Origin of the sequence: Pseudonocardia sulfidoxydans NBRC 16205 (assembly GCF_007989085.1) — a bacterium.
GTDB classification, from domain to species: domain Bacteria; phylum Actinomycetota; class Actinomycetes; order Mycobacteriales; family Pseudonocardiaceae; genus Pseudonocardia; species Pseudonocardia sulfidoxydans.
This window is the reverse complement of record NZ_BJVJ01000013.1, coordinates 1-16,503: the sequence shown is the minus strand read 5'-3', so window position 1 is coordinate 16,503 and position 16,503 is coordinate 1. Positions and strand designations below refer to the sequence as shown.

Annotated in this window: 12 protein-coding genes, 1 pseudogene and 1 riboswitch; of the genes and pseudogenes, 6 read left to right on the top strand and 7 right to left on the bottom strand. The window is 74.4% G+C overall.

From position 1 onward, the window contains the following. Window positions 1–70: 70 nt before the first annotated feature. Window positions 71–853 (bottom strand): DoxX family protein, encoded by a 783-nt coding sequence (locus PSU4_RS09045; protein WP_186816831.1) that lies wholly within the window; start codon window positions 851–853, stop codon window positions 71–73. Between the two features lie 608 nt (window positions 854–1,461). Here PSU4_RS09045 and pgi point away from each other — a divergent pair. Then, entirely contained in the window at window positions 1,462–3,123 is a 1,662-nt protein-coding gene (gene pgi / locus PSU4_RS09040) for a glucose-6-phosphate isomerase (RefSeq protein ID WP_147104867.1), read from the top strand. Window positions 3,124–3,236: 113 nt separating this feature from the next. Further along, window positions 3,237–3,932, top strand: a complete 696-nt coding sequence (locus PSU4_RS09035) for a phosphatase PAP2 family protein (RefSeq protein ID WP_186816830.1) — start codon at window positions 3,237–3,239, stop codon at window positions 3,930–3,932. On the opposite strand, the gene PSU4_RS09030 is transcribed toward PSU4_RS09035, so the two are convergent. Next, window positions 3,929–4,705: an Fpg/Nei family DNA glycosylase gene (locus PSU4_RS09030; protein WP_147104861.1), complete on the bottom strand. Its 777-nt coding sequence runs from the start codon at window positions 4,703–4,705 to the stop codon at window positions 3,929–3,931. The genes PSU4_RS09035 and PSU4_RS09030 overlap by 4 nt on opposite strands. Before the next feature lie 62 nt (window positions 4,706–4,767). On the opposite strand from PSU4_RS09030, the gene PSU4_RS09025 reads away from it, so the two are divergent. The 3 genes from PSU4_RS09025 (at window position 4,768) to rpsT (ending at window position 8,187) form a co-directional block, all read left to right on the top strand. Beyond that, on the top strand, window positions 4,768–5,589 hold the full coding sequence (locus tag PSU4_RS09025) for an ABC transporter ATP-binding protein (protein WP_147104859.1): 822 nt from the start codon (window positions 4,768–4,770) through the stop codon (window positions 5,587–5,589). Between the two features lie 95 nt (window positions 5,590–5,684). Continuing rightward, window positions 5,685–7,469, top strand: coding sequence for an NHL domain-containing thioredoxin family protein (locus PSU4_RS09020; RefSeq protein WP_147105094.1), 1,785 nt, complete (start codon window positions 5,685–5,687; stop codon window positions 7,467–7,469). Between the two features lie 442 nt (window positions 7,470–7,911). Next, entirely contained in the window at window positions 7,912–8,187 is a 276-nt protein-coding gene (gene rpsT, locus PSU4_RS09015; RefSeq protein WP_147104857.1) for a 30S ribosomal protein S20, read from the top strand. A 184-nt stretch (window positions 8,188–8,371) separates the two neighbouring features. On the opposite strand, the gene holA is transcribed toward rpsT, so the two are convergent. Next, entirely contained in the window at window positions 8,372–9,352 is a 981-nt protein-coding gene (holA, locus tag PSU4_RS09010; RefSeq protein WP_186816829.1) for a DNA polymerase III subunit delta, read from the bottom strand. Between the two features lie 146 nt (window positions 9,353–9,498). Then, window positions 9,499–9,619, top strand: a riboswitch (SAM riboswitch). Between the two features lie 9 nt (window positions 9,620–9,628). Between holA and thrC the strand changes: the two genes are divergently transcribed. Beyond that, complete coding sequence (thrC, locus tag PSU4_RS09005) at window positions 9,629–10,894, top strand: threonine synthase (protein WP_147104851.1); 1,266 nt, start codon at window positions 9,629–9,631, stop codon at window positions 10,892–10,894. A gap of 285 nt (window positions 10,895–11,179) precedes the next feature. Here the strand turns inward: thrC and PSU4_RS09000 are convergent. The 4 genes and pseudogenes from PSU4_RS09000 to octT all read right to left on the bottom strand — a co-directional run. Beyond that, window positions 11,180–13,318, bottom strand: a pseudogene (locus PSU4_RS09000) (ComEC/Rec2 family competence protein); the annotation flags it as partial. Continuing rightward, window positions 13,315–14,289: a ComEA family DNA-binding protein gene (locus tag PSU4_RS08995; protein WP_246115009.1), complete on the bottom strand. Its 975-nt coding sequence runs from the start codon at window positions 14,287–14,289 to the stop codon at window positions 13,315–13,317. The pseudogene PSU4_RS09000 and the gene PSU4_RS08995, both read right to left, overlap by 4 nt. A gap of 445 nt (window positions 14,290–14,734) precedes the next feature. Continuing rightward, complete coding sequence (locus PSU4_RS08985) at window positions 14,735–15,622, bottom strand: DegV family protein (RefSeq protein WP_147104845.1); 888 nt, start codon at window positions 15,620–15,622, stop codon at window positions 14,735–14,737. 40 nt (window positions 15,623–15,662) lie between these two features. Further along, on the bottom strand, window positions 15,663–16,412 hold the full coding sequence (octT, locus tag PSU4_RS08980) for a diglucosylglycerate octanoyltransferase (protein ID WP_147104842.1): 750 nt from the start codon (window positions 16,410–16,412) through the stop codon (window positions 15,663–15,665). Window positions 16,413–16,503: the final 91 nt, after the last annotated feature.

Below are 16,503 nucleotides of genomic sequence, written 5' to 3'. Positions count from 1 at the left end.
GCGGGAGTGCGGGGTGTGCGTGCGCCGCGGGGGGCGGTCCGGCGTGTGCGGGGACCTGCGGGGGTCCGGCTCAGCGGGCGGAGAACAGGTGCGGCTCGGGCTCGGTCCACGCCGGGACGTAGCGGGCCGGTTCCTGGGTGTCCGCCCTGGTGTACGCGGGCGTGCCGACGGCGGACTCGTCTTGCGCCGCAACGGGTGCCTCGGCCGGGCGGGCGGCCGGGCGGCCCATCGGGACGAAGGTCTCGCTCAGCATCGGGAAGCCGCGGGCCTCGGTGGGCACGTCGTCGGCAGCGGGAGCGGTGGTCGACTCGGTGACGGTCGCGCCGGCCATCGCGGGGGCGGCCGGGCGGCCGTTGTCGTGCACGGTGACGACGACGGAGCGACGCTCGGCGCGGCGGGCCTCGGCGCGGGCCCGCCACCCGGCGGCGACGTGGGACAGGCTAAGCCGGCCCGGGCCGAACGCGGCGATGCCCAGGACGACCGCGATGATCATGCCGACGAGCTCCCAGCCGCCGTCCTTGACGAAGATGCCGTTCTTGGCGTGCACGAACCAGACCGCGCCCGCCATGACGAACACGAAACCGGCCGCGGCCCAGCGGACCATCACGCCGAACAGCAGCAGCAGCGAGCCGGTGAGCTCCACGACGAGGGTGAAGGCGGTGGCGGCGATGGCGATCGGGATGCCGAAGTTGGCGAACACCACCGTCGTGGAGGCGAACCCGGTCTGCACGAACGTCTGCCAGACGTGCGCGAGCATCACCACCGAGACGAGGACGCGCGCGACGAGGATCAGCACGTCGCGGTACCAGTCCTCGGCCCGGTCGCGGACCTGTGCGGGGAGCGTGCGGGCCATCTCAGCCTCCTGTGCATCGATCGTTCGTCGTGTCCGGCAGGGCATGTGCGACGCGCTCGGCAGCAACGCTGCGTGCCCGGTCGAACGCTTTCCGTAGCGGTCGTGGAGCCGACGTTAGCCCGGACGCCGCTGTGCGCAGAGACGAACGGCCGCTTCTACGACGACCGAACGGTCCTGCGCGGTGAGCTGTCACACATCGACCACTCATCCGTGTAACGCACCCCGACGGAAAAGGTGACGCTCCGGGTTACGACAACCACTCAGGGGCGATCTTCGGACCCGAAAGCATGCATCTACGCATCCGTCACGACCGCGTGCGTCCGTACGGGGGTGGGGCTAGCACCACCCCCGGATGCGGGTCAGCACGGTCGTCGCGACGGCCGCGGTCCGGCAGAGTTCCCCGTGCCGGGCGGGAGGGCAGCACCTGGGGGGTCCGCCCGGCACGGACGACCACCACGTCGCCGCCGCTGGGGAGCGGGCCGCGACACGGGTGGACGGGGTTGCCGACGGGGGTGTCGAGAACCCCCACCGGCCGGGCGGCTCTGGGGAGCGCCGCCCGGCCGACTTCGTTCTCCTCAACGTGTGCCGGTCTCAGCCATGATGGGGCCGTGAGCGCATCGAGCCGTCCCGCCGACATCACGTCGACACCCGAGTGGGCCGCACTGGCCGCCCACCACCGCGAGGTCGAGCCACTCCACCTGCGCGAGCTGTTCGACTCCGACCCCGACCGGGTCGAGGCCTTCACCGCCACCGCGGCCGACCTCGTCCTCGACCACTCCAAGCACCGCATCACCCGCGACACGCTGCCGCTGCTGTTCGCGCTGGCCGAGCGTGCCGGCATCCCCGACCGGGTCACCGCCATGTTCCGCGGCGACCACATCAACACCAGCGAGGACCGTGCCGTCCTGCACACCGCGCTGCGGCAGCCGCGCGACGCGTCGCTGACCGTCGACGGCCAGGACGTCGTCACCGACGTGCACGAGGTCCTCGACCGCATGGGCGCCTTCGCCGACTCCGTGCGGTCGGGCACGTGGACCGGGCACACCGGTGAACGCATCCGCGCCGTCGTCAACATCGGCATCGGTGGCTCCGACCTCGGCCCGGTCATGGCCTACGAGGCGCTGAAGGCCTACTCCGACCGCGACCTCACCGTCCGGTTCGTGTCCAACATCGACCCCACCGACCTCGCCGAGACCGTCCGCGACCTCGACCCGGCGTCGACGCTGTTCATCGTCTCGTCCAAGACCTTCACCACCCTCGAGACGCTGACCAACGCGCGCAACGCCCGCGACTGGCTGCTGGCCGGGCTGGGCGACGACTCGGCCGTCGCCAAGCACTTCGCCGCGGTGTCGACCAACGCCGAGAAGGTGCGCGAGTTCGGCATCGACGAGGCCAACATGTTCGGCTTCTGGGACTGGGTCGGCGGGCGCTACTCCGTCGACTCCGCGATCGGGCTCTCCCTCATGGTCGCCGTCGGACCCGACCGGTTCGGCGAGTTCCTCGCCGGCATGCACGCCATGGACGAGCACTTCCGCACCGCGCCGCCCGAGCGCAACGTGCCGCTGATCGCCGGGCTGCTCAACGTCTGGTACGCCAACTTCTTCGGCGTCCAGACCCACGCCGTGCTGCCCTACAGCCAGTACCTGCACCGGCTGCCCGCCTACCTGCAGCAGCTGACCATGGAGAGCAACGGCAAGTCCGTCCAGCAGACCGGCGTCCCCGTCACCACCACGACCGGCGAGATCTGGTGGGGCGAGCCCGGCACCAACGGCCAGCACGCCTTCTACCAGCTGCTGCACCAGGGCACCCGGCTCGTCCCGGCCGACTTCATCGGCTTCGCCCGGCCCGCGCACGACCTGCCCGGCGAGGGCGCGGCCGACATGCACGACCTGTTCTCCGCCAACCTGTTCGCCCAGACCGCGGCGCTCGCGTTCGGCAAGACCGCCGAGGAGATCGCTGCCGAGGGCACCCCCGCCGACGTCGTGGCGCACAAGGTCATGCCGGGCAACCGCCCGACGTCGACGATCCTCGCCCCCGAGCTCAGCCCGTCGGTCCTGGGCCAGCTCATCGCCTTCTACGAGCACGTGACGTTCGTCGAGGGCTCGGTGTGGGGCATCGACTCCTTCGACCAGTGGGGCGTCGAGCTGGGCAAGGTCATGGCCAAGCAGATGGTGCCGGTGCTCTCGGACGCCGACCCGTCCTACGACGGCCTCGACGCCTCGTCCGTCGCGCTGGTGAAGCGCTACCGGTCCCTGCGCGGCCGCTCGTAACCCTGTGAGCGGCAATGGTCGCCATAGCGACCATTGCCGCTCACGACCCCGCCGGGCCGCACCTGGCCGGTCGGCCGGGTGCGGCGGGGCGCCGGCCCGGCCAGACTGGACGGATGCGATCGTCGCCCACCCGGCTGCCGCTGGTCCTCGGCGCCGTCCTGGTGGCGCTGCTCGCCCTGGCCGCCGGGTGGCTCCTGCACTTCGGCGCCACCGGCAGCGGTCCCGCCGACGCCGACGCGGCACTGCTCACCGACGCCATCGCCGTCCGCGAACCGGCCCTCACCACCACCGCGGTGACGATCACGACGATCGGCAGCACCGCCGCGATGGCGCTGCTCGCCGCGGCCATGTGCGTCGTGAGCTGGCTACGCGGCCACCGCGCCGACGCCCTGTTCGTCGCGGCCGCCGCGATCGGCGGGAGCGCGCTGTTCCGGCTGCTCAAGGTCTTCTTCGACCGGCCCCGCCCGCCGGTGGCGACGCGGCTGGTCAACGAGACCAACGAGTCCCTGCCGTCGGGGCACGCCACGATGTCGGTCGTGATCGTCGGCGCGCTCGTCGTCCTGTTGTGGACGGGACGCGGCACCGTGGCGCGTGTCGCGCTCCTCACCGCGGCGACGCTGTGGGTGGTGGCCGTCGGGGCGACCCGCATCTACCTGGGCGTGCACTGGTTCAGCGACGTCCTCGCCGGCTGGTTCGTCGGCGCGACCTGGCTCGCGGTGTGCGTCGTCGTGCGCCGGTCGTGGGGCAGCCGGCCGGGTGAGCCGGCGCCGGTGGACGCCGATCCGGTCGAGCCCGCCGACGACCGCTAGCGCTGTTCCTTCTCGCACCACCACGTCGACCGGCCACCCACGGTCCCGTGGACCATCGGCGCCCCACAGCGCGGACACGTCGCACCGGGGTGGCGGTGCTCGATGATCCGTCCGGTGTGGACACCGCCGTTCGCGATCGCCGCCTGCAACGCCCGTTCGAGGTTGCGGTGCAGACGGTTCACCTCGGTGCGGTCGAGCTCGTCCGACGGTCGCGACGGCGACAGCCTGGCCTGCCACAGCGTCTCGTCGGCCAGCAGGTTGCCCACGCCCGAGAGCACCTTCTGGTCGAGCAGCCGCGCCTTGAGCGGGGCGTGGCTGCGGCCCAGCCTGGTGCGCAGCTCGGCCGCGGTGATGTCCTCGGCGTCGGGGCCGAGCGCGTCCACGTCCGGGTCGAGGCGCACCCGTCCCAGCCGGCGCTTGTCGAACAGCCGCAGCTCGCCACCGTCGTCGAAGCGGACGGTGAAGCGGTTCCACTCGGGCTTGCGGGGTGCCTGGTCGTGCTCGGCGTCCGTCACCACGATCCGTCCGCCCATCCCCAGGTGCACCCCGAGGGTCGGGCCCTCGTCGCCGTGGGGGTCGCGGGTGTCGCACCACATCGTCTTCCCGCGCCGGTGCGCCGCCGTGAGTGCGCCCCCGACCAGCACCGATGCGATCTCACCCGGCGGGTGCGGGCGGCACACCCACTCGTCGGTGTCATCCACGGCGACGATCCGGCGGTCCAGCGCGTGCTCCAGGACGCGCCTGGCCTGTTCGACCTCGGGGAGCTCGGGCACGTGATCAGTGTCGCGCCGCCGAACCGGGATCGCGCGGCGGGCGCGGGATTAGCGTGCCGGTCGTGGTGACCTCGACCCCCGCCGACGCCGGACCCGTCCTCCTCGCCCGCGACGTCGACCTCGTCCGCGGCGAGGCCCGGCTGCTCGACTCGGTGTCGCTGCGCGTCGAGCACGGCGAGCACTGGGCCCTGCTGGGTCCCAACGGCGCCGGCAAGTCGACCCTGCTGGGCATCCTCGGCGCCCGCACCCACCCCACCCGCGGCGAGGTCCACGTCCTCGGCCGCCGGCTCGGGCGGGTCGACGTCCGCGAGCTGCGCTCCTACCTCGGGCACGTCGACCCGCGCCATCCTGTGCAGTCTCCGCTGACGCTGCGCCAGGTCGTGCTCACCGGGCTGACCAACACCACCGAGCTCGTGCCGCGCTGGGGGCCGTCGGCGTCCGAGGAGGCCGAGGCCGATCGGCTCATCGCGCTGCTGGGTGTCTCGCACCGGGCGTCGGACCGCTGGCCGACGTTGTCGCAGGGCGAACGCGGCCGAGCGCTGATCGCCCGCGCCCTCATGCCCGCACCGCGGCTGCTGCTCCTCGACGAGCCCGCCACCGGCCTCGACCTCGCCGCTCGCGAACAGCTGCTGACCGCGCTCGACACGCTGCGGCGCGAACACCCCGGCCTCGCGACCGTGCTGGTCACCCACCACCTCGAGGAGCTCCCGCCCTCGACGACGCACGCCTACCTGCTGCGCGACGGCCGCTGCCTCGCCGCCGGCCCCGCGTCGGCGGTCCTGACCACCGAGCTGGTGAGCCAGTGCTTCGGCCACCCCGTGCGGATCGTGCACGACGACGGCCGCTGGGCCGCCCGCGCCCGCCGGGTCCTGGCCCCCCTGTGAGTGGCGATAGTCGCTATCGCGACTATCGCCACTCACGACCTCGTTCGTGGAACACCAGCGGGTGGAGCGGAGTTGATCACGGCGTGACGACCCGGATGCGTGTGCGTGCCCCCGAGCTGCACGGCCGTCGCTGGCTGAACACGGGAGGGCGCGAGCTCTCCCTCACCGACCTGCGCGGCAAGATCGTCCTGCTCGACTTCTGGACGTTCTGCTGCGTCAACTGCCTCCACGTCCTCGACGAGCTCCGCCCGGTCGAGGAGCGCTGGTCCGACGTGCTCGTCGTCATCGGCGTGCACTCACCCAAATTCGTGCACGAGGGCGAGCCCGCGGCCGTCGAGGCCGCCGCCGAGCGCTACGGCGTCGGGCACCCGGTGCTCGACGACCCCGCGCTGCAGACCTGGGACGCCTACGCCGCCCGCGCCTGGCCGACCCTCGTCGTCGTCGACCCCACCGGCTACGTCGTCGCCCAGATGTCCGGCGAGGGCCACGCGCACGGCCTCGACGTCCTCATCGGCGAGCTGGTCGCCGAACACGAGGCCGCCGGGACGCTGCACCGCGGCGACGGCCCCTACGTCGCACCCCCGGAGCCGGAGACGGCGCTGCGCTTCCCCGGCAAGGTCATCGCCCTGCCCGGCGGGACGTACCTCGTCTCCGACACCACCCACCACCAGCTCGTCGAGCTGGAGCCCGACCTCGTCACCGAACGGCGCCGGTTCGGGACCGGCCGCCGCGGACCGCTGTCGGAGCCGCAGGGCCTGGTCGCGCTTCCCCCCGACGTCGCCGCCGAGGTCGGCTACGACGTCGTCGTCGCCGACTCGGTGAACCATGCGCTGCAAGGACTCACGCTGTCCACGGGCGAGCTGCGCAGGGTCGCCGGGACGGGTTCGCAGCTGCGCGAGCGGGCCGCCGTCGGAGCGTCCGCGCAGGAGCTGTCCACGCCGTGGGACGTCGCCTGGTGGGAGGACCGCGTCGTCGTCGCCATGGCCGGGTCGCACCAGCTGTGGGCGTTCGACCCGCGCACCGGCACCGCGTCCGTCCTCGCCGGGACCACCACCGAGGGCCTGCGCGACGGCCCGCCCGCCGACGCCTTCTTCGCCCAGCCCTCCGGGCTCGCCACCAGCCCCGACGGCACCCTGTGGGTGGCCGACGCCGAGACCTCCGCGCTGCGCTCGGTCGTCGCCGCCCCCACGGTCGGCGCCGCCGTCACCACCGCCGTCGGGCTGGGCCTGTTCGACTTCGGGTTCCGCGACGGCCCCGCCCCCGACGAGGCGCTCCTGCAGCACCCGCTCGGCGTCGGCGCCCTGCCCGACGGGTCCGTCGCCGTCGCCGACACCTACAACGGCGCCATCCGCCGCTACGACCCCGGGACCCGCACCGTCACGACCCTGGCGCGCGACCTCGCCGAGCCCTCGGACGTCATCGTCGACGGTGACACCCTCGTCGTCGTCGAGTCCGCGGCGCACCGGCTCGTGCGGCTGCCCATCCCGGCGGGCGCCCGCGTCGACGCCGGCGCCCACACGGTCCGCCGCTCGCGCACCGACCTGGCACCGGGCCCGCTGCGGCTGCGGATCGACTTCACCCCGCCCACCGGCCAGCACCTCGACGACCGCTTCGGCGACCCCACCTCCCTGACCGTGACGGCCTCGCCGCCGTCGCTGCTGCTGAGCGGGGCCGGGACCGCTCCGGGCCTCGTGCGGTCCGTCGAGCTCTCGGGCGAGGTCACCGAGGGCGTCCTGTCGATCAGCGTCGCCGCCGCGGCGTGCGACGAGGGCGACGGCATCTACGCCGCCTGCCACCGCTACCAGCAGGACTGGGGCATCCCGGTCCGGCTGGTCACCGGCGCGCCGTCGGAACTGACGCTGGACCTGCGAGCGCTCTGACCCAGATCCCCGACCAGAAGCGGGTGAGCGCCGCGGCCTCCGGACCGGCCCCGGATCGGCCGGCGCAGGCTGCGCCGCCGACCGGTACAGCCGCAGGATGCACGCGGCCATCGCCGGGTCCGACGCGGCGGCGACCTTGTCGGCCACGTCCGCGTCCGTCCCCTGCGCCGCGAGCCCCTCCCCGCGCCGCGCGACCGGTGCCGCACCCATCCGCTCGGCGAGCTCGGACTACGGTCATCGCCTGACGGTCGCCGGCGGGACCGACGATCGCCCGGTTCACGACGTCACCCGACGGGGGCGAGTGAGGGGGCGGCGGGGCCGCTGTTAGCATGAATGACCGAGCGCACGGCGTGCTCGCTCGATCCGGGTCACACGACCTGCGGTACGGGTCGTAACGCCGGCCCCCGTACACGTTCCAGGTAGGAAGACTCGAGGCAGACGCGTGGCCAACATCAAGTCCCAGATCAAGCGGGTCAAGACCAACGAGAAGCGCCGCCAGCGCAACAAGGCGGTCAAGTCGTCGGTCCGCACCGCCATCCGCCGGTTCCGTGAGGCCGAGGCGGCCGGCGAGACCGAGAAGGCCGTGGAGCTGCAGCGCGCCGCCGCCAAGGCCCTCGACAAGGCCGCCAGCAAGGGTGTCATCCACCGCAACCAGGCGGCGAACCGCAAGTCGGCCATCGCCAAGCGCGCCGACGCCCTCACCGCGTCCACGAGCTGAGCACCCCCGGCGCGTCGCGCCGGACCTGTTCTCACCGACGGCGCCGTCCGCATCCCGCGGGCGGCGCCGTCGTCGTGTTCCGCGACGGGCTGCACGTCTGAGCCCGCGCCGAGTTCGACGTGCGGCTGGTTCGATCATGGTCGGGACCAGTCCGGTGTCGAGCTCGACGAGGTCCTCCGGTGCGTCAGCGCATCTCGCGGGCGTCGATGATGCGGCGGACCGCGCGTTCCAGCGCGAACTCCGGATCGGCGGCGGCGCCCTTGACGTCGGCGTTCGCCTCCGCGGCCGCCGCGAACGCCACCGTCAGCCCCTCGGGCCGCCAGGAGCGGACCTGCCCCTGCGCCTTGCGGATCTTCCAGGGCGGCATGCCCAGCGAGCTCGCGAGCCGGTTGGGGTCGCCCCGCCCTGCCGCGCCGACCTTCGCGAGCGTCCGCACCGCGTCGGCCAGCGCATCGGCGACCAGCACCGGCGCCACCCCCAGCACCAGCGCCCAGCGCAGCGCCTCGAGCGCACCGGCCCGGTCGCCCGCGACGACCTTGTCGGCCACGGTGAACCCCGACGACTCGGCCTTGCCCCGGTGATAGCGCCGCACCGACTTCTCGTCGATCGCGCCGCCGGTGTCGGCGACCAGCTGCCCGGCCGCCGACGCGAGCTCCCGCAGGTCGGAGCCCACAGCCTCCATCAGCACCTCGAGGGCGTCGCCGGTGATCTTCCCACCGAGACGACGCACCTCCGCGCGGACGAAGTCGGCACGCTCGGCCGGGCGGGTCAGCCGGTCGCAGCGGACGACCTCGGCGCCCGCCTTGCGCAGGTCGTCGGCGAACGACTTGCCCCGGGCCCCGCCCTGGTGGACCAGGACGACGACGATCCCGTCGGCAGGCTCCGCGGCATAACGCAGCACGGCGGCAGCCATGTCCTTGGCTGCCTCCTGCGCGGAGGTGAGCACGACGACCCGCCCTTCGGCGAACAGCGACGGGCTGAGGTGCTCGGCGAGGTCCTCGGGGGCGAGCTCGCCGATGCGCATCCGACGCACGTCGGTGTCGGGATCGGCCGCCCGCGCCCTGCTCACGACGTCCTGCACCGCCCGCTCCGCGAGCAGCTCCTCCTCACCCACGACGAGGTGGACGGGGTGCGGAGGCGTCGCGTCGGCAGCCGGTGGGGTCACCCCCTCATCGTGGCCCAGCACCCGCCTAGGACGTGACCCGCCTCCCAGATCCCGGACCACTGTTTCGCGTCCGGGAGACAGATGTCGTACGGTTGTCACGAGCACCGGCACGGTCCGCGTGGCCCCGGGCTCGCACAATCGAATATGGCTCATCCAGAGGGGTAGAGGGAACGGCCCGTTGACACCCCGGCAACCGGCGTCGCACGACCATCGCGAGTGACGATCACGGTGCCAATTCCGACCCGCTTCGTGCGGGGAAGATGAGGAGATTCTCCGATGACTTCTGTTGCGCCCGCGCGCGCCACCGGCCTCGACCTCGGTTCGGCCCGTGCCCTCTCCTGCCGCGAGTGCGGCCACGAGACGCCCCTCGCCGCGGAGTTCGCCTGTCCGCAGTGTTTCGGCCCCCTCGAGGTGGCCTACGACTTCCCGGCCGTCACGCGCGCGTCGATCGAGGCCGGTCCGCAGTCGATCTGGCGCTACCGCGACCTGCTGCCCGTGCCGTCGAACGTGCAGTCGCACCCTAACACCGAGCCGGGCATGACGCGGCTGATCAAGGCCGACCGGCTCGCCGCCGCCCTGGGCGTGCGCTCCCTGTGGGTCAAGGACGACACCGGCAACCCGACGCACTCGTTCAAGGACCGCGTCGTCGCCATCGCCCTCGCCGCGGCCCGTGAGCTCGGCTTCACCGTGCTGTGCTGCCCCTCGACCGGCAACCTCGCCAACGCCGTCGCCGCCGCGGCGTCGCGCGCCGGGTGGGACTCGGTCGTGCTGATCCCGTCGTCGCTGGAGAAGGCCAAGGTCCTCACGACCGCCGTCTACGGCGGCACGCTGCTGGCCGTCGACGGCAACTACGACGACGTCAACCGGCTCGCCACCGAGCTGGCGGCCGAGCACGAGGAGTGGGCGTTCGTCAACGTCAACGTCCGCCCCTACTACGCCGAGGGCTCGAAGACGCTGGGCTACGAGGTCGCGGAGCAGCTCGGCTGGCGCCTGCCCGAGCAGATCGTCGTCCCGATCGCGTCCGGCTCCCAGCTGACGAAGATCGACAAGGGTTTCCAGGAGTTCGGCAAGCTCGGGCTCGTCGAGCCCACCCCGTACAAGATGTTCGGCGCGCAGGCCACCGGCTGCTCGCCGGTCGCGACGGCGTTCGCCGAGGGCCACGACGTCATCCGCCCGGTCAAGCCGGACACGATCGCCCGCTCGCTGGCGATCGGCAACCCGGCCGACGGCCCGTACGTCCTCGACTCGGTGCGCCGCACCGGTGGCGCGATCGGGCACGTCTCCGACGACGAGGTGCGCGACGGCATCCAGCTGCTGGCCCGCACCGAGGGTGTCTTCGCCGAGACCGCGGGCGGGGTCACGGTCGCGACCGCCAAGAAGCTGATCGAGGCCGGCCAGATCGACCCCGACGCCGAGACCGTTCTGCTCATCACCGGTGACGGGCTGAAGACGCTCGACGCCGTCGCCGACCGCGTCGCCCCGAGCGCGACCGTCGCGGCCACGAGCAAGGCCGTCCGTGAGGCGCTCGCCGGGCGCGACTGACCGAGCCCGCCCGGGCCGCGCACGTCGTCGGCGGCCCGGGAGCGGATCACCGCGCGACACCACCGACGGCCCGCCGTGGCCGTCTGCCGTGTCCGCGACGACGGCGGTGTCACCGTCGTGGTCGGTGCGGCGCACCGCCACCCCCGCGGAGCCGAGGACGCCGAGCAGCTGCGGGTCGGGGTGCCGGTAGCTGTTGCCGGCCCCGACCGAGACCAGCACGACCCTCGGCGCCACTGCGGCGAGGAACTCCCGCAGGCTGTAGCGCGAGCCGTGGTGGGGCATCTTGAGGACGTCGGCGCGCAACGGGACGCGGGCGGCGAGCAGGTCGGCCTGTGCGGCGATCTCGACGTCGCCGGTGAGCAGCACCGAACCCGCCCGGGTCTGGGCCCGGACCACGAGCGACCCGTCGTTGACGGCGGTGCCGTCGTCGGGATCGACGTCGGTGGCCGGGTGGACGGGCCCGAGCACGTCGAGCACCAGCCCGGGCCAGGTCAGCCGCTGCCCGGGGCTCAGCGCCACGACGCTCGTCCCCGCCTCCCGCGCCTGCACGCCGAGGCTGCGCAGCGCTGCGCCGGGCTGACGCGAGGGGCCGATCGCGATCCCGCCGACGGCCCTGCCCCGCAGCGCGCCCGACATCCCTCCGACGTGGTCGGCGTGCAGGTGGCTGACGACCACGAGGTCGAGCGAGTGCACACCCAGCCGGGCGAGACAGGCGTCGACGGGCCCGTCGTCCGGGCCGGCGTCGACGAGCACCGCATGGCCGGGTGCGCCGGTCGACAGGACGAGCGCATCGCCCTGCCCGACGTCGCACGCGACGACCGTCCATCCGACGGGCGGCCAGCCGGGGGTGACGACGCGCGTCGGCACCAGCACGAGCAGCACACCGACCAGCACGGCGACGAGCAACGCCCGCAGCCGCCGCGACCGGACCAGCACCGCGAGCACCACGATCACGACGACGAGCAGCAGCGCGCCGACCCATCCCGACGGCCACGGCACGACCCCGCCCTGCACGGCCGCGGCCCGGTCGGCGACGAGGACGAGCCACCCGACCTCGGGCCCCGCCAGCCACACGCACACCTCGGCGGCGGTCGGACTCACGACCGACAACAGCGCGGCCAGGACCCCGAGCACCGTCGCGGGTGGGACGACGGGTGCCGCGAGCAGGTTGGCCACCAGTGAGACCAGGCTGACCGTGCCGCTCAGGCCGGCGATCAGCGGTGCCGTCGCGATCCCGGCCGCCGCGGGGACGACCAGCGCCTCCGCGACACCGGGCGGGACGCCGCGGTCGCGCAGCCGACGCGCCCACCCCGGGGCGACCAGCACCAGGGCAGCGGTGGCGACGGCCGACAACGCGAACCCCGGGTCGACGGCGAGCCGCGGCATCCACAGCAGCAGCACGACGACGGTCGCCGCGAGCGCCGGTACAGCCGACCGCTTGCGGCCCATGGCCAGCGCGAGCAGGACGACCCCGCCCATGACCGCGGCCCGCAGCACGCTCGGCGACGGCCGGGCCAGCACGACGAACCCGACGAGCGCGAGCCCGGCCCCCGCCGCGCACACGCGCGGCCCGGCGCGCAACAACCGGAGCAGGAGCAGCACCGCACCCGCGATCACGGCCAGGTTCGCACCCGACACGGCAGTGAGGTGGGTCAGTCCGGCGGCGCGGAAGTCGTCGGACACCTCCGGGGCCTGGTCGCGGGTGTCGCCGACGGTCAGCCCCGGCAGCAGGCCCGCAGACCGTTCCGGTAGCACCCCCGACGCGCTGCGCAGGCCGTCGCGCAGCGTCCCGGCTGCGCTCTGCCACCAGGGCGGTGCGGTGACGTCGGCGGGTGCGCCGTGGACCCGCAGCACCGCGACGGTGAGGTCGCTGCGCGAGGGTGGGGCGAGCAGTCCCTCCGCCCGCACCGACTGTCCCGGCAGCAGCCCGGACCAGCCGTCGGCGGGGGCGATCAGCAGCACCCGGCCACCGGCGCTCCAGCGGCCGGCGCCGGCGGCGGCCTCGACGAGGTCGGCGGCGATCGTGACCTGGCCGCCCGCCGCGATCGGGGCGCCCGTCGTCGGCCGGACGAGGCGTGGGTCGTCGGTGAGCGTGACCCGGACCGTCGCCGCCGCGCCGGTGGACGCCGCCGCGGCCAGCGGGTGCCCGGCCACGATCACGACATTGGTACCGACGACGACCGCAGCCGCCGCGGCGCAACCGAGCGCGGCCGCGACCCCGGCGGCCCAGCCGCGGCCGCGGGCGCGCCGGGCGAGCACGACTCCGCCGACGAGCAGCAGGCCCGCGACGACGACCACGCCCGCCACCCCACCGAGCAGCCCGACGACCGTCACCGCCCAGACCGCGAGGGCTGCCGGGACCAGTCGCAGGTCGGGCGGGACACGCGTCTGGTCCTCGGCCCCCTCCCGCACGGCGGACGTCATCCCGCGACCACCAGTTCACGCATCTGGGCGTACTTGCGCTCACCGATGCCGTCGATCTCGCGCAGCTGGTCGACGCGGCTGAACCGACCGTTGCGGGTGCGCCAGTCGACGATGCGCTGCGCCGTGACGGGGCCGACGCCGGGCAGCCCGTCGAGCTGGGCGACGGTCGCGGAGTTGAGGTCCACCTTGCCCCCGGCCGCCCCGGCGGCGGGCTCCGCCGGCGCAGCACCGGCGTCGGGTACGGCCGGGGCACCCACGACGAGCTGCTCCCCGTCGGACACCCGCCGTGCGAGGTTGAGCCCCGCGACGTCGGTACCGGGTGAGACACCACCCGCGGCCTCGACGACGTCGGCCACCCGGGCGCCGTCGGGCACCCGGACGAGGCCCGGTCTGGCCACCGTGCCGACGACACTCACGACAATCTCCCCGCCGGGGGTGGCGGAAGGACCGGAGCCGGTCGGTACGTCGGCGATCGGCGACAGGCCCGCTACCGGGCCGGGCGGCAGCGGATCGGCGCGGGGGCGGTCGAGCCACACGCCCGCCGCGGCGGCGAGCGCTGCGAGCAGGGTGACGACCGTCAGTGCGACCGCGCCGGGACGTCCGGGATCCAGGCGCGCCCCCTGTACCGACTCGGGAACCCATCGCCGCACCGCGGCGCCACGCCGACGACGGAGCCGGTCGCCGAGGCGTGCGGCACGACTCGGCGTCGACTGCTCCGGTGCACCCACAGGCATGTCGACGGTGTCGGGCTCGACGATCCATTCAGGATGGTCGAGCCAGTGATCGCCGCCGGTGCGCCCGTCCGTTGCGGCGGCGGGTCCGGGTCCGGGTCCGGGGCCGGGGCCGGGGCCGGGGCCGGGGCCGGGGACAGCGGGAGAGGGGACGGCGGAGGAGTCCACGGAGGGCTGTCGACGTGGCGCCGAGCCCAGCGCAGCCGCGAGCCGCCGTCCGGGATCCACCACACCTGCCACGGGATCGACCGTAGGAGCAGAAGGCCGGCTGAGGGGTCGTCGAGCGAGCACTGTGGATGATCCGGAACCGATGTGGACAGCTCGGCTGCGACGTGGGTCGCCACCGCAGTTCGTGTCGGAGCGGTGTGCGAAGCTGGGCGGGGCCCAGTGCGCGAAACGGATCGGTCGGTCGGACCGCTCAGCCGGATCTGCTTCCCGACGAACGCGAACGTGTCGTCAGCCCTTGCTCCGATGCGCTCACGACACCCTCGGTGCACGACGCCGGCCCCGATCCCGCCGAACGTGTGACCGGGGCAGCCTGCCCCGCACCCACCACCCCTTCGATCCACACCGACGGCCGCTCGCCCCGCTCACCGGCACGCCGGGACCGGGCCTCACGACACGTCGGACCGCGGGCGACGCGCACGCCTCGACCCCGAACAGCGGGACGCCGGGAACCGGGAGATCAGTGCTCGGCGGGCGCGGCGTCGTCGGCCGCATCGGGGCCCGAGCGCCGCGGCACCACCACGATCCCCAGCAGCCCCTGCCCGGCGTGCGCGCCGATCACCGCGCCCACCTCCGACACCAGCAGCCGGGCCGCGGAGGGCAGTCGTTCCCGCAGCGTCGCCGCGAGCTCCTCGGCACGCGCGGCGGCGCCGAGATGATGCACGGCCAGGTCCGCCCCCTCCCCCGCGGCGGCGACGGCGAGGTCGAGAAGTCGTTGCGCCGCACGGGCACTCGTGCGCACCTTCTCCAGCGGCATGATCCGGCCCTCGGCCAGGTGCAGCAGGGGTTTGACGGCGAGCGCGGTCCCGAACAGCGCCGCGGCCGCGCCGATCCGCCCGCCGCGGCGGAGCCGTTCGAGGTTGTCGACGGAGAAGAAGACCCGGCACCGGGAGGCGACGTCGGCCGCGGCGTCCTCGACGTCGGCCCCGCCCGCGCCGGCATCGGCGGCGTCGCAGGCGGCGAGGACGGCATAACCGAGGCCCATCGCGACGGCGCGCGAGTCGACGATCCGGACCCGGTCGGGCCCGACCTCCTCGGCAGCCAGCCGCGCGGCGTCCCAGGTGCCGGAGAGCTCGCGGGACAGGTGCACGGAGACGACGCCCGTGGCGCCGGCGTCGAGGGCCTCGCGGTAGACGGCTTCGAACGCGGCGGGGGTGGGCCGGGAGGTGTGGACGGCGAGGGTCTTGTCGGCGAGGGCGGTGACGAGCTCGGCGGGGCCGATGTCGGTGCCGTCGCGGCCGGTACGGTCGCCGAGCCGGACTTCGAGGGGGACGACGCGGATGCCGCGTTGGGCGGCGAGTCCGGCAGGGAGGTAGGCGGTCGAGTCGGTGACGACGGCGACGGGCACGACGACGGACCCTAGCGCCTCGACGGTGTATCCGGACACTTCAGGCGCGGCCCGTGTCGATCAGTTCGGCGACCGCGGCCCCGACGGCGGCGTGGGCGGACCAGCCCCAGTGCATGCCGTCGGGGTTGCCGTGACCGCCGAGGACGTGGTCGCCGACGAGCGTGGGGACGTCGAGTACCCGGACGCCGGTCTCGGCGGCCCAGCGACGGGTGGCTCGTTCGGCGGCGGCGCGGCCGGGGTGGACGCCGCCGTAGATCGCGGCCCGGTGCGGCGCGGGCAGCGCGGCGACGACGGTGAGCCCGGGGCGCAGTGCGGTGACGGCGGCACGGCAGCGTTCGAGGTGGGCGACGGTGAGCCACGGGGGCAGCGCGACGGGCCCGCCGCCGGGGAGCCGGGCGAACGCGCGGGCGAGTTCCGGCTGGGCACGCAGGTAGCCATCCCTGACGACACGACGGAGGGACGGGGGCCGCAGCACCGGGATCAGCTCGCGCAGCGCCGTCGGGAGCGGCGACGGGAGCGCGTCCATGCCGCCGACGCCGAGGACGAGTGCCCGGGCGTGCGGCACGGCGGCCCAGGCGCGGGGGTCGTGGGTCAACGCATGCCAGGCGTGGCGGGCGGTCCAGCCGGCCCCGGCGACGAGCTCGGTGCGCGCCCCGAGCGCGGTGGCCGCGATGTTGGGCCAGAGCCGCGGGTCGTCGGCGGGTTCGGCGCGCTCGGGGCCGTGGAAGGCGAGCGAGTCGGCGAGGACGAGCAGTGCCGTCGGAGCGCGGGCCGACCCGCCCTCGGTCACCTGGTGACGCCCATGTCGCCGCTCACCTGGTGACGCCCATGCCGCCGCTCACCTGGTGACGCCCATGCCGCCGCTCACCTGGTGACGCCCA